Source organism: Neorhizobium huautlense (genome assembly GCF_030811685.1).
Taxonomy (GTDB): domain Bacteria; phylum Pseudomonadota; class Alphaproteobacteria; order Rhizobiales; family Rhizobiaceae; genus Neorhizobium; species Neorhizobium huautlense_A.
Map to the genome: position 1 here is coordinate 154,000 of NZ_JAUSRF010000006.1, position 12,744 is coordinate 166,743.

15 protein-coding genes are annotated in these 12,744 nt (G+C 58.3%); 10 read left to right on the forward strand and 5 right to left on the reverse strand.

Annotation, left to right across the window (positions count from 1 at the left end; translation table 11 throughout):
* The first annotated feature begins 24 nt into the window (after nt 1-24).
* The 4 genes from J2T09_RS10815 to J2T09_RS10830 all read left to right on the forward strand — a co-directional run bounded on the left by J2T09_RS10815 (nt 25) and on the right by J2T09_RS10830 (nt 2,127).
* Complete coding sequence (locus J2T09_RS10815) at nt 25-687, forward strand: arylesterase (protein ID WP_306834154.1); 663 nt, start codon at nt 25-27, stop codon at nt 685-687.
* A gap of 66 nt (nt 688-753) precedes the next feature.
* Entirely contained in the window at nt 754-1,341 is a 588-nt protein-coding gene (gene thpR, locus J2T09_RS10820) for an RNA 2',3'-cyclic phosphodiesterase (RefSeq protein WP_306834156.1), read from the forward strand.
* Between the two features lie 27 nt (nt 1,342-1,368).
* Nucleotides 1,369-1,662, forward strand: coding sequence for a 4a-hydroxytetrahydrobiopterin dehydratase (locus J2T09_RS10825; protein WP_306834158.1), 294 nt, complete (start codon nt 1,369-1,371; stop codon nt 1,660-1,662).
* A 66-nt stretch (nt 1,663-1,728) separates the two neighbouring features.
* Nucleotides 1,729-2,127 (forward strand): YkvA family protein, encoded by a 399-nt coding sequence (locus tag J2T09_RS10830; protein WP_306834160.1) that lies wholly within the window; start codon nt 1,729-1,731, stop codon nt 2,125-2,127.
* A gap of 5 nt (nt 2,128-2,132) precedes the next feature.
* On the opposite strand, the gene J2T09_RS10835 is transcribed toward J2T09_RS10830, so the two are convergent.
* On the reverse strand, nt 2,133-2,720 hold the full coding sequence (locus J2T09_RS10835; protein WP_306834162.1) for a sigma-70 family RNA polymerase sigma factor: 588 nt from the start codon (nt 2,718-2,720) through the stop codon (nt 2,133-2,135).
* Between the two features lie 335 nt (nt 2,721-3,055).
* Here J2T09_RS10835 and J2T09_RS10840 point away from each other — a divergent pair, with 335 nt between their 5' ends.
* Together J2T09_RS10840 and rlmN are read left to right on the forward strand one after the other, a co-directional pair.
* Nucleotides 3,056-3,559 carry an invasion associated locus B family protein gene (locus J2T09_RS10840; protein WP_306834164.1) on the forward strand — a complete coding sequence of 168 codons (504 nt, stop codon included), beginning with the start codon at nt 3,056-3,058 and terminating at the stop codon, nt 3,557-3,559.
* Nucleotides 3,560-3,776: 217 nt separating this feature from the next.
* Nucleotides 3,777-5,018: a 23S rRNA (adenine(2503)-C(2))-methyltransferase RlmN gene (gene rlmN / locus J2T09_RS10845; RefSeq protein WP_306834166.1), complete on the forward strand. Its 1,242-nt coding sequence runs from the start codon at nt 3,777-3,779 to the stop codon at nt 5,016-5,018.
* 55 nt (nt 5,019-5,073) lie between these two features.
* On the opposite strand, the gene J2T09_RS10850 is transcribed toward rlmN, so the two are convergent.
* Nucleotides 5,074-5,715, reverse strand: a complete 642-nt coding sequence (locus J2T09_RS10850; RefSeq protein ID WP_306834168.1) for a LysE family translocator — start codon at nt 5,713-5,715, stop codon at nt 5,074-5,076.
* Between the two features lie 66 nt (nt 5,716-5,781).
* The gene (locus J2T09_RS10855; RefSeq protein ID WP_306834170.1) at nt 5,782-6,639 is read right to left on the reverse strand and encodes an SDR family NAD(P)-dependent oxidoreductase; all 858 of its coding nucleotides are present in this window, start codon (nt 6,637-6,639) and stop codon (nt 5,782-5,784) included.
* Nucleotides 6,640-6,742: 103 nt separating this feature from the next.
* Here J2T09_RS10855 and J2T09_RS10860 point away from each other — a divergent pair, with 103 nt between their 5' ends.
* From J2T09_RS10860 to J2T09_RS10870, 3 genes are all read left to right on the forward strand, one after another.
* Complete coding sequence (locus J2T09_RS10860) at nt 6,743-6,991, forward strand: type II toxin-antitoxin system ParD family antitoxin (RefSeq protein WP_306834172.1); 249 nt, start codon at nt 6,743-6,745, stop codon at nt 6,989-6,991.
* Nucleotides 6,981-7,283, forward strand: coding sequence for a type II toxin-antitoxin system RelE/ParE family toxin (locus J2T09_RS10865; RefSeq protein WP_306834176.1), 303 nt, complete (start codon nt 6,981-6,983; stop codon nt 7,281-7,283). The genes J2T09_RS10860 and J2T09_RS10865 overlap by 11 nt, the downstream gene beginning before the upstream one ends.
* A gap of 113 nt (nt 7,284-7,396) precedes the next feature.
* Nucleotides 7,397-8,614, forward strand: a complete 1,218-nt coding sequence (locus J2T09_RS10870; protein ID WP_306834178.1) for an argininosuccinate synthase — start codon at nt 7,397-7,399, stop codon at nt 8,612-8,614.
* Nucleotides 8,615-8,696: 82 nt separating this feature from the next.
* Here the strand turns inward: J2T09_RS10870 and J2T09_RS10875 are convergent, their stop codons facing one another.
* Together J2T09_RS10875 and J2T09_RS10880 are read right to left on the reverse strand one after the other, a co-directional pair.
* A complete protein-coding gene (locus tag J2T09_RS10875) occupies nt 8,697-9,872 on the reverse strand; it encodes a multidrug effflux MFS transporter (RefSeq protein ID WP_306834181.1) in 1,176 nt (391 codons plus the stop codon).
* Between the two features lie 66 nt (nt 9,873-9,938).
* On the reverse strand, nt 9,939-10,382 hold the full coding sequence (locus J2T09_RS10880) for a MarR family winged helix-turn-helix transcriptional regulator (protein ID WP_306834184.1): 444 nt from the start codon (nt 10,380-10,382) through the stop codon (nt 9,939-9,941).
* Between the two features lie 205 nt (nt 10,383-10,587).
* Here J2T09_RS10880 and J2T09_RS10885 point away from each other — a divergent pair, with 205 nt between their 5' ends.
* Nucleotides 10,588-12,678: a M3 family metallopeptidase gene (locus tag J2T09_RS10885; RefSeq protein ID WP_306834186.1), complete on the forward strand. Its 2,091-nt coding sequence runs from the start codon at nt 10,588-10,590 to the stop codon at nt 12,676-12,678.
* Nucleotides 12,679-12,744: the final 66 nt, after the last annotated feature.

Below are 12,744 nucleotides of genomic sequence, written 5' to 3' on the forward strand. Positions count from 1 at the left end.
GGTTGGCAATCTAGGAAGGTCTTCATGGGATTGAAAGCGCTCGCACTTCACTTCACCGTCATAACCGGTTTGTCGTTCGCGGCTTTTTCGGCAGTCGCGCAAAACCCGGCGCAGACCGAAACGGTGCAAATTGTCGGTTTTGGTGACAGCCTGATGGCTGGTTATCAATTGCCTCCGCACGAATCCTACACGGCGCAGCTCGAAGCGGCGCTCAAGGCCGAGGGGCTGAACGTCACGATCACGAATGCCGGCGTTTCCGGTGATACGACATCGGGTGGTCTGTCGCGCATCGACTGGTCGGTGCCGGATGGAACGCAGGGCGTGATCGTTGAACTCGGCGCCAATGATGCCCTTCGCGGCATCTCGCCGGAGCAGAGTGAAAAGAACCTCGATGCCATGCTGGCGCGGCTGAAGGAACGCAACATTCCGATCGTTCTGGCCGGCATGCTGGCACCGCCGAATATGGGCAGCGAATATGCCGAACGCTTCAATCCGATCTACAAGAAGCTCGCCGAAAAATACGACGTGCCGCTCTACCCGTTCTTTCTCGATGGCGTCGCGGCCCAGCAATCGCTGCAATTGGCGGATGGCATGCATCCCAATGCGGAGGGCGTGAAGCTGATGGTCGAGCGCTCGTTGCCGGTTATGCAGGACTTTGTTCGCTCTATTCTTATGGAGAAGAAATAGTAGCTTGCACGGAACCGCCATGCATGTTCCGCTGTTGTCAGATCCGAGAGATTCGAGGAGGTCCCCATGCCGAGACTTTTCACCGCCCTCGAGATACCGCGCAATGTCGCGATGAGCCTGTCCTTGCTGCGGGGTGGAATTCCCGGAGCGCGCTGGATCGATGTGGAGAATTACCACATCACCCTCCGTTTCATTGGTGATGTCGATAACCGTACAGCCGACGAGATCGTCGATCGGCTTGACCGCATCGACCGGCAGGAATTCCAGATCAGCATCAACGGTATCGGCTCCTTCGGGTCGAAAAAACCGCATTCGGTCTGGGCGGGTGTAACCCCAACATCGGAAATGGCGGCGCTGCAGGGCGAGATCGAACGGATCTGCCAGCGCATCGGCCTGCCGGCGGACCCGCGAAAATTCATGCCGCATGTGACCCTGGGGCGGCTGAAATCCTGCCGTCTCGATGATGTCGTTCATTATCTGGGTGGTCGCGGCAATTTCCACGCCATGCCGTTTACGGCAAGCCGCTTCGTGCTCCTGTCCTCCAAGGAATCAGTCGGTGGCGGACCTTACGTGACCGAAGAAATCTTTCCGCTGAGCGAAGTCTGGAATTCCGGTCACGCGGGTGGTGAGGTTTACGAAACGAGCCGATACTGAGGCTCTTCTCGATTTCGGAGGTGCTGGATGCGACCCCAGAAACTCGACAGGCAATCCATTGAAAACGCATTGTCCGGGCTTTCCGGCTGGACATTGCGCGACGATGGCGAGGCCATTCTGAAAACCTTCAAGTTCAAGAATTTTGTCGAGGCTTTCGGCTTCATGACACGATCCGCGCTTCATGCGGAAAAGCTCGATCATCATCCGGAATGGTTCAACGTCTACTCGAAGGTCGATGTGACTTTGTCGACGCATGACGCGGGCGGCTTGACCGAGCTCGACTTCAAGCTGGCGCAATTGATGGATAGCGTTGCCGTATAAGATTGAAGCTGCGGCCAGCCATTGCCATATGAGAGGCACAACGGGGTTCGCTTCGGAGACGCTTTGATGGATGATGTGAAGATCGGTGAAATTCTGCTGCCCGGCGACGAGGAAACCCAGAACCGCCGCGAGACGCAGGTCAGGGCCAAATTCTGGCCGACCTTGAGGAAGGCTGCTCGTTACGTGCCGTTCTCGCGCGATCTGGTCGCTGCCTTCTATTGTGCGACCGATCCGAAAACGCCCGCGCGTGCGAAGGGTGTGCTGCTCGCGGCTCTCGGCTATTTCGTTCTGCCGATCGATATCATTCCGGATTTTCTGGTCGTGGTCGGGTTTACCGACGATGTTGCGGTTCTGGCTGCGGCGCTGAAGATGATCAGCGTGCATATCACCGACGAGCATTACGATGCGGCAGACCGTGCTCTTGCCGATCAGCCGGACATGGCCGCCCCGTCACCTGCCAATTAGCGATTTCACGATGAAAGGCGGTCGTGACCGTCGAGCGCCTTGCGCAGGTGTTCGAAGGCGAGCCGTATCCTCGATTTGACGGTGCCAAGCGGCAGGCCGGTGCAGGCGGCAATTTCGCTGTGCGAATAACCGAGAAAAAACGAGGCGCGCACCAGTTCCATCTGTTCTCCCGGAATGCGCGTCAATGCCTCACGGACCTTGGCTTCCCGTTCCTCGCTCTCCAGCATTGTTTCCATGCCGGGCACATCGTCGATCTGCAAAAGGGGTTCAGCGTCGTCGATGATGCGTGTCTTGAGACGCCGCTGCAGATCGATATGGCGATTGCGAGCGATGCGGAACAGCCAGGTGGAAAGGGACGAGCGGCTTGCATCATAGAGTTCCGCACGGTGCCAGAGAACGGTCATGACCTCCTGGACGATTTCCTCCGCCTCTTCGTTGGGAAGGCCACGGCGGTGTAACCAATAGTTCAGGCGGGGGGCGAAATGATTGAACAATTGGCGAAATGCAAGCTGGTCACGGTGGTCCGCAACAGCCTTTGCCAAAGCGGCGAAGCGATCTCTCTGGTCACCGTCGCTGAGCACTTCGTCAGTCATTCAATCAAAAATCCGTCTCACATTCAGGTATTCTAATGTCAAATCAGCGTATTGGAAGAGGACAAACTGTTGCCCCATTCCTTGTGTCAGTAAAATATCATGGGCTGGCAGGCCCGCAATCGAACTTCAAGTGAAACAAAGTCAAAAACGTGGTTAATACCAGGTTCAGGCAACTGTTCAGTTGGGCCGCAAGCGGTGCACCTCCTTCCCTTTACACACCGCTTACAAGCCGGTCTTCACGGTTTGGTAACCAAAATTTGGTCAAAATAGAGCGATTACGACCATGCCCGCAGGGCCTTCCGGTCGGCGTTCATAAAAAAATTGGCAGGAAACCCATGTTTGCAAGACAGATTGCCATTGCGCTGAGCCTCATGCTGGCAGGCACGAGCATTGCCGCCGCGCAGGCACCGAACCGTATTCAGCAGTTCAAGGCTTGGGGTGCCTATTCGTACAAGCAGGGCAATGGCACGGTTTGCTACGTCCTGTCGGTACCGACCACAAAAGAGCCGGCTTCGGTCGATCACGGCGATATTTTCTTCATCGTCTCGCAGCGCCCCGGCCAGAACATTTCCTACGAACCGCAAGCGATGATGGGTTACACCCTGCAGGCGAATTCGAAGGTCACCGTTACCGTCGACGGCAAGAATTTCGTCATGTTCACCAAGGACAAGGCTGCCTGGGTCGAAAACGCTGCCGAAGAACCGGCACTGGTGGCCGCCATGAAGACTGGCACGAACATGAGCGTCAGCGCCGTTTCGGGTCGTGGCACCAAGACCTCCTATGCCTATTCGCTGGCGGGCATTTCGGCTGCGCTGAAGCAGATCGAATCCTGCAAGTAAGAATTTTTTGCAAGCAGTTGCTGGAAGGCCGGTTTCACGACCGGCCTTTCCTCGTTTTCGAAGACAGGTGACGCGGCGGCGTTTTGATGATAAAGCCCGCCTCAACAAGGTCGGGCCATGTGTTGCCGCGGCCCTTACAGGTTTCACGAACAGACATGCCTTGCATCATGCGCCGGTTTCGCGGTGGCGCTGGTCATGTGCTCGAACGGGATAGAAGATGTCAGTCACAGAGGTTTTTGCGCCCGGCGTCGTTGCCAAAAAGCCGCTCGTCGCCAATCCGGATCTTTTTGCCTCCAAGCCGTCGCTGATCGGCATGACGCGCGAAGAGATGGGGGCCGCGCTGAAGGATAAGGGTGTTGCCGAAAAGCAGGTGCGCATGCGCGTCAACCAGCTCTGGCACTGGCTCTACATTCGCGGCGTTTCCGATTTCGATGCGATGACCAATGTCGCCAAGGACATGCGTGAAATGCTGAAGCAGCATTTCACCATCGCCCGGCCGGAAGTGGTCGAGGAACAGATTTCCAACGACGGCACCCGCAAGTGGCTACTGCGTTTTCCGCCACGTGGCGCCGGTCGTCCGGTCGAGATCGAGACCGTCTATATTCCGGAAGAAGGTCGCGGCACGCTGTGCATTTCCAGCCAGGTCGGCTGCACGCTCACCTGTTCCTTCTGTCACACCGGCACGCAGCGCCTTGTGCGCAACCTGACGGCCGAGGAGATTTTGAGCCAGCTTCTGCTTGCGCGCGACCGTCTCGGTGATTTTCCGGGTGCGGATACGCCTCCGGGTGCTTTCGTGCCGACGGGTGAGCGCAAGGTCACCAATATCGTCATGATGGGCATGGGTGAGCCGCTCTACAATTTCGACAACGTCAAGACGGCGCTGCTGATCGCCACCGATGGCGATGGCCTGTCGCTTTCGAAGCGTCGCGTCACGCTGTCGACCTCCGGTGTCGTGCCGGAAATTTTCCGCACCGGCGAAGAGATTGGCGTGATGCTGGCCATTTCGCTGCATGCCGTGCGCGACGAGTTGCGCGACATGCTGGTGCCGATCAACAAGAAGTATCCGCTGAAGGATCTGATCGACGCCTGCCGCAAATATCCCGGCCTGTCGAATGCCCGCCGCATCACGTTCGAATATGTGATGCTGAAGGACGTCAACGACAGCCTGGAAGACGCCAAGGCGATGGTGCAGTTGCTGAAGGGCGTTCCGGCCAAGATCAACCTGATCCCGTTCAACCCATGGCCGGGCACGAACTATCAGTGCTCTGACTGGGCGACGATCGAAAAGTTTGCCGATTTCATCAATCAGGCCGGTTATGCCTCGCCGATCCGCACACCACGCGGCCGCGACATCCTTGCCGCCTGCGGCCAGCTGAAATCGGAATCGGAGCGCATGCGCAAGACCGACCGTCTCGCCTTCGAGGCGATGATGATTGCCGGCCACGGCGAAGACGATTGAACCTATCGTGCAGGGTTCAAGAAAAAGCGGCTTTCGGGCCGCTTTTTTTATGCGTTCAGCGCGCCTGCGTCAGAAAGATTTTTGCCGCGAAAACCGAAAAGACGCCGGCAAAGGTATAGTCCATGCCACGCAGAACTTTCGGATTGGCTTGAAGCCAGTTGGCCAGCTTGTCGGCTGCGAGCACTGCCGCGATATTCACCGGCATGCAGATGATGATGAAATAGATGCCGAGGAAAATCAGCTTGCCGGTGACGTGCGGGTCGCCGGCGGTCACGAACTGCGGCAGGAAGGTCATGAAGAAGATGATGACCTTCGGGTTGAGGATGTTGACCCAGAAACCGACCGAGATATTGGCAAGCGCAGTGCTTTCGGCCCTGTCGACCTTCTGGACCGAAAGGCTGGAACCGAAGCGGATGGCCTGGATGGCCAGCCATAGCAGATAGGCTGCCCCGCCCGTCTTGAGAATAAAGAATGCCGTTGGCGAGGCGGTGATCAGTGCCGAAATGCCGAAAGCGACGAGAAGCGTGTGGCAGACGACGCCGAGCGTTGTGCCCACCACCACGTACATGGCTGGCTTGCGGCCCTGGCCAAGCGCGCGGCTGATGGACAGGGTCATGTCCGGGCCGGGCGTCAAGGCAAGAAGAAGGCCCGCAGCGGAGAACGCGAGCAGGGTGGCAATGCTGGGCAGGAAATCCATGGGTGCACTCGAAAGCCGGATGGGTGATATGTCTGTGTATCCGGCTTTCGTGGTTCTGCCAATGGATCAGCGTTTGGTGATGAATGCCTTGGAGGCCTCGGCGTAATCAGGGTGCCAGCGCGACAGCGGCGGACGGTTTTCGATAATGTCGCCGATTGTCCATGCCATGCGGCGCTCATCCGTGGCACGATCGACATCGTTGTCGGGGCAGAGGATGTAAAAGTCGCCGCGCTCGATGCTTTGCAGCATGAACTCGGCGGTCTGTTCCGAGGTCCACGCGCCTTCCGGCTTTTCTGTGCGGCCACCGGCGGCAAGAGGCGTGAACACGAAGCCGGGGATCAAAAGGTGTGCCTCGACATTGCATTCGGGCGTGTTGCGCAATTCGTGCTGCAGGGCTTCGGTAAACGCCTTCACACCAGCCTTTGAGACGTTGTAGGCCGGGTCACCGGGCGGCGTGGTAATGCCCTGTTTGGAGCCGGTATTGATGATCAGCGCTGGTTCCTTGTGCGCGATCATGCCCGGGCCGAAAACGCGGCTGCCATTGACCACGCCCATCAGATTGACGGCAAGCACGCTGTCCCAGTTCGCCTGTGGCCCGAAGATACCGCTACCGGGCTGGATGCCGGCATTGTTCATCAAGACATGCACGCGGCCAAAACGCTGGATGACGGCGCGCTCCAGCGCCTCCAGCTGATCGATGCGCGAAACGTCGGTTGGGATCGCCACTACATCGGCCTCGCCGTCTTCGGCCAGAGCGATGACGTCACGCGTCGCTTCGGCAAGACGGTCGCCTTCGAGATCGACGAGAACAACGCAGAGACCAAGCCGCGCAAATTCCTTCGCCGTGGCAAGGCCGATGCCGGAAGCGGCGCCGGTGACGACGGCGACATTGTCCTTCTTCAGAGCGGGATGAGTAACGGCCATGAAAAGTCTCCTCTATGACGCTGCTGTTCAAAGGTTTGCCGCCATATGGTACGATGGTCGCTAATCCGTCAACGTGACGGGAAGTTGAACCGGAGCCGGCCTGATGGGCGAGATCACATCGATCAGCGTGGACGAGAAACTGACGGCATTTGTCAGGCAGCAGGTGGACGACGGACGTTATGCGTCCGAGAGCGCCGTGATCGAAGATGCACTGCGGATGCTCATGGAAAGCGAAGAGGCCGCCATCGAAGCAATTCGCGCGGCGATAGAGGAAGGCGAAGCTTCGGGAGAGCCGGAAATCTTTGAGTCCGATGCTTTTTTAGCCGAATTGCATCGCAAACATGTCCGCTGAGCAGAAGAGCTACAAACTCTCGCCAAGAGCGAAGCGGGATCTTAGCGAGATCTGGCTTTATACCCGGGAGATGTGGTCTATCGCCCAAGCCGACAGCTATTATCGGGATCTGACAAATTCGATGCAAGCTTTGGCGGGCGGTATCAAACGCGGGAAGCCGATTGATAGTGTCCATCCCGGATATCTCAGTTCCGCTACAGGATCGCATCGGATCATATATCGTTATCGAGGTCCGGAGGTTTTCATCATCCGTATTCTTCACCAGCGCATGAATTTCCGCCAGCACCTCTGACGCCGTTTTGCGGGCTTTCCCTTGCGCGGATCATGAAACTCGCTAAAAAGTTCGGCGATCCTATTCGGCGGCCCTCACCAAAGCCGTCACCACCACAGACGGATAATTTCGACATGGCTCTCCCCAAAGACGTAAAAAAGGTCGTTCTCGCCTATTCCGGCGGTCTCGATACCTCGATCATCCTGAAATGGCTTCAGACCGAACTGAACGCTGAAGTCGTCACCTTCACTGCCGATCTCGGCCAGGGCGAAGAACTCGAGCCGGCCCGCAAGAAGGCCGAGATGCTCGGCATCAAGGAAATCTATATCGAGGACGTCCGCGAAGAGTTCGTGCGCGATTTCGTTTTCCCGATGTTCCGCGCCAATGCCGTTTACGAAGGCGTTTATCTGCTCGGCACCTCGATTGCCCGTCCGCTGATCTCCAAGCACCTGATCGATATCGCCAAGAAGACCGGCGCTGACGCGATCGCCCATGGCGCGACCGGCAAGGGCAATGACCAGGTTCGTTTCGAACTCTCGGCCTATGCCTTGAACCCCGACATCAAGATCATCGCTCCGTGGCGCGACTGGTCGTTCAAGAGCCGCACCGATCTTTTGAACTTCGCCGAACAGCACCAGATTCCGGTTGCCAAGGACAAGAAGGGCGAGGCGCCGTTCTCCGTCGATGCCAACCTGCTGCACTCCTCGTCCGAGGGCAAGGTTCTGGAAGACCCGGCCGTCGAGGCTCCGGAATATGTGCACATGCGCACGATCTCGCCGGAAGCCGCTCCCGACAAGGCAACCACGATCAAGGTCGGCTTCCGTAAGGGCGATGCCTGCTCGATCAACGGTGTCGAGATGTCGCCGGCAACCCTGCTCAAGACCCTCAACGATTACGGTCGCGACAACGGCATCGGTCGTCTCGACCTTGTCGAGAACCGTTTTGTCGGCATGAAGTCGCGCGGCGTTTACGAAACGCCCGGCGGCACGATCCTGCTGGCCGCTCACCGTGCGATCGAATCGATCACGCTCGACCGTGGTGCGGCGCATCTCAAGGACGAGATCATGCCGCGTTACGCCGAGCTGATCTATTACGGCTTCTGGTTCTCGCCGGAACGCGAAATGCTGCAGGCTTTGATCGACAAGAGCCAGGAGCATGTCGAAGGCGAAGTGACGCTGAAGCTCTACAAGGGCAATGTCATGGTCACCGGCCGCGAAAGCGACAAGTCGCTCTATTCGGACACGCTGGTTACCTTCGAGGACGACCAGGGCGCCTATGACCAGAAGGATGCCGCCGGCTTCATCAAGCTGAACGCCCTGCGCCTGCGCACGCTCGGCAAGCGCAACAAGTGATTCTTGATGGCTTCGGCCATGTGATCCCTTGATCAAAGACCCGTCCTGCATTGAGCAGGGCGGGTTTTCTTTTGCCCGGAATTCAACGTCGCCGGGTGAGTGCCAGATAGCCGAGGTAACCGGCGACGGCAGTGAATTCCATGGCCGGGATGATGGTGGCAAATGCCAGGACCGGCGATCCGACAGCGGCGGCGGCAAGCCCTGCCGCAAAACCGCAGCTCATCTGGATGAAACCCATCAGTGCCGAGGCCGAACCGGCAATATGCGGAAAAGGCGCAAGGCCGATCGTGACGACCTGCGGCGTGAGAAAGGCAATGCCGAATGTGCAGATCGCAACGGGGCCCATGACGGACATAAGCGTGGGCGGCAGAAGCATATTCGATGACAGCATCAGCATTCCGCCCAGTCCGCAGCATGCGAGGCCGAGGCGTACCGCACCCGTGCCGCCGATACGTCGGGAAACCTGCTTGAGGATGATCGATCCTGTAATATAGGCGCCCGACTGCATCAGCATGGCAAGACCGAACTGCGTCGGTGTCAGGCCGACAGCGCCGATCAACACGAATGGCAACATGGTTGCCTGGGCATACAGCGCACCGACGGACCCACCGAGGATCATTGAGGTGCACAGAAAGCGCGGTTCGCTGAGTATCTCCCGATAGGACGAGAGCAGTCGGGTCGGACGGATCCGTGAACGGTCGGGAACTGTGGTTTCCTTGAGAAGGGCAAGCACGCCCACAATGATGCAGGCGCCGAACAGCGCCATCAGGATGAACACCGATTCCCAGCCGAAGGCCGAAAGCGCTAGCCCGCCGATTGTCGGTCCCGTGGCGGGGCCGATCGCCACCATGATGCCGATCAGGTTCATGATCCGGGCCGCCTCCTGGCCGGTGAAAAGATCCCGGACGATGGCGCGGGCAACGGTGACGCCCACGGACGCACCGATCCCCTGTATCAGGCGGCCGATGATCAGCATTTCGACCGAGGCGGCGAAGACGGCAATCAATGCGCCGATCAGATAGATGGCCATGAAGCCAAGCGTGGCGGCGCGACGTCCAAACGCGTCCGATGTCGGTCCGGCCAGCAATTGCGCCACTGCAAAACCGCCGAAATAGGCCGAGAGGCTGATCTTGATGGAGGCCTGGGTTGTGCCGAAAGCGTTGACCATTTCCGGCATGGCGGGGGTGGATATCGCCATGGAGATCGGGCCGATCGCCGTCAGCACGGCGCCAAAAATCGCAACCCTGCGCTCGCTCATGCGGGTTTTTTCTGTCGGCGGCGCAGGAGATGTCATGAGCGGGGATGATCTCGATATGGGGGCAGTTTAGGGAGCGGCGGCGAGGTTGTCGTGGACGGTTTCGAGCACGCGCATGAATATCGCGATGTCGTCTTCCTTGAGGCCATCCGTCGCCTGCGTGATCAACTGGTCCAGTTCGTGGCGAATGCGCTTGATGAGATCATGCGATCTGGGGGTCAGCACGACCTGCTTGGCGCGGCGGTCGTTGGGGTCTGGCTGGCGTTCGATCAGGTCCAGCGCCTGCAGCTTGTCCAGAAAGGCGCAGACCGTCATCGGCTCGACACCCATGCGGGCGGCGATGTCGAGCTGGCGGGCGCCGTTCAATATCTCGACATTCAGGAGGGTGCGTGCTTCCGCCGGTGTAACCTCCAGCCCGGCTTCAACGATACGCCGTTCGAAAGCCGCCCGCAGCACGCGCGCGCTGTCGGAAATCAGGAAGGTCAAGGTGTCGGTGTTCTGCTTTGCGTCCATCGATCCTGCTGCCGTTGTCGCGGGCACACTTACCTATTTATGCCGCTGAGGAAAACCAAAAAGCCTGAAAAACATGGAGGTTTTCTGCACGCGAGGTGTGACAGAAACGCGCCGCCGATCGACTGACGCATGCTGCCCTCCCAATCCCGTCTACATTCTCCTATGTAATGATCCAGAGACACATCGATTCAGAGGAAAAGCGCGCATGGCGACCGAACCGCAGATCAATCCCGCCCTCGTCGACTGGAACGGTCCGAATGGCCTTCCGAAATTCGAACTGGTGAAGGACGGGGATTTTGCCGCCGCGTTCGATGCAGCGCTTGCCGCGCATGAAGCCGAGATCGATGCGATTGCCAACAATACCGAAACTCCGACCTTCGAGAACACGATCGTCGCTTTGGAAATCGCCGGCGATGCGCTGTCGCGCGTATCGGCACTGTTCTGGAACAAGGCTGGCGCACATACGAACGACACCATTCAGGCTCTCGAGCGAGACATCGCGCCAAAAATGTCGCGGCACTATTCGAAGATCGGCATGAATGCAGCGCTGTTCGCGCGTGTCGATACATTGTGGGATGCGCGCTCGACCCTCAATCTCGATCTGGAGCAGACCCGTGTTCTCGAAAGGCATTGGAAGGGTTTTGTGAAGGCCGGCGCAAAACTTTCCAAGGATGAGCAGGAGCGCCTTGCCAAGATCAATGAAACCCTGGCCGGTCTTGGCGCCAGTTTTGGCCAGAACGTTCTGGCCGATGAAAAGGACTGGTCGCTGATCCTGACGGATGAGGCCGATCTTGCTGGTCTGCCGGCCTTCCTGCGTGACGCGATGGCGTCCGCTGCCGAGGATCGCGGTTCTGCCGGTGCTTATGCGGTCACACTGTCGCGCTCGATCATCGAGCCCTTCCTGACATTTTCCGAACGCCGCGATCTGCGCGAACAGGCGTTTGAAGCCTGGGTGGCGCGCGGTCGCAATGGCGGTGCGACCGACAATATCGGCATCGTCAAGGAAACGCTGGCATTGCGCTCAGAAAAGGCAAAGCTGCTCGGTTATGCCGATTTCGCAGCCTTCAAGCTCGACAACACGATGGCCAAGACCGCCGAAGCGGTGAACGGCCTGCTGCATCAGGTCTGGGAAAAGGCGCGCGCCAAGGCGCTGGAGGAAGAGCAGAGCCTTTCCGGCCTGATTGCCGAAGAGGGCAAGAATCATGCGGTCATGCCGTGGGACTGGCGTTTTTATGCCGAAAAGCTGCGGGAACGCATGTTCGATTTTTCCGAGTCCGAACTGAAACCTTATCTGCAACTCGAAAAGATTATCGAGGCCTGTTTCGATGTCGCCAAGCGCCTGTTCGGCGTGGATATCACGGAGGCTTCCGGTGTTGCCGCCTACCATCCGGATGTGCGGGTTTTTGAAGTGCGTGATGAAACCGGTGCACTGAAGGCGATGTTCCTCGGGGATTATTTTGCCCGCTCTTCGAAGCGCTCGGGCGCATGGATGAGCTCCTTCCAGTCGCAGCACAAGCTGGTGCTGAACAACGGTGCGGAAGGCGAACTGCCGATCATCTATAACGTCTGCAATTTTGCAAAGCCTGCTGCCGGCAAGCCTGCGCTTCTGTCGCTGGATGATGCACGAACCCTGTTCCACGAATTCGGCCATGCCCTGCACGGCATGCTCTCGAACGTGACCTATCCGTCGGTGTCGGGCACCGGCGTGTCGCGTGATTTCGTGGAACTGCCATCGCAGCTTTACGAGCATTGGCTGACCGTGCCGGAAATTCTCGAAAAATACGCCGTGCATTACGAAACGGGCAAGCCGATGCCGAAGGCGCTGCTCGACAAGGTACTCGCGGCAGCCACGTTCAATGCGGGTTTCGCGACGGTGGAATTCACCTCTTCGGCTCTGGTCGATATGGCATTTCATACCCGTGGCCCGGTCGAGGACCCGCTCGCCGTGCAGGCGGAAGTCTTGAAAGAGCTTGGCATGCCAGCCTCCATGGTCATGCGTCACGCCACGCCGCATTTCCAGCATGTCTTCTCCGGCGACGGTTATTCGGCCGGTTATTATTCCTACATGTGGTCGGAAGTGCTGGACGCCGACGCCTTTGCCGCCTTCGAGGAAACCGGCAATGCGTTCGATCCGGTCATGGCCCGCAAGCTGAAGAACAATATCTATTCGGTTGGCGGCTCGATCGATCCGGAAGACACCTACAAGGCTTTCCGTGGCAAGCTGCCGGATCCGACGGCCATGCTGAAGAAACGAGGGCTTGCCGTGATGGCTGAACTTTCGGGCAGTGATGGCTGATTTTTCGCCTTTGAATTGTCATTGATTCTTTGCAAGCAGCGGTTAGGGAGGGGCGAAAATCTTCGC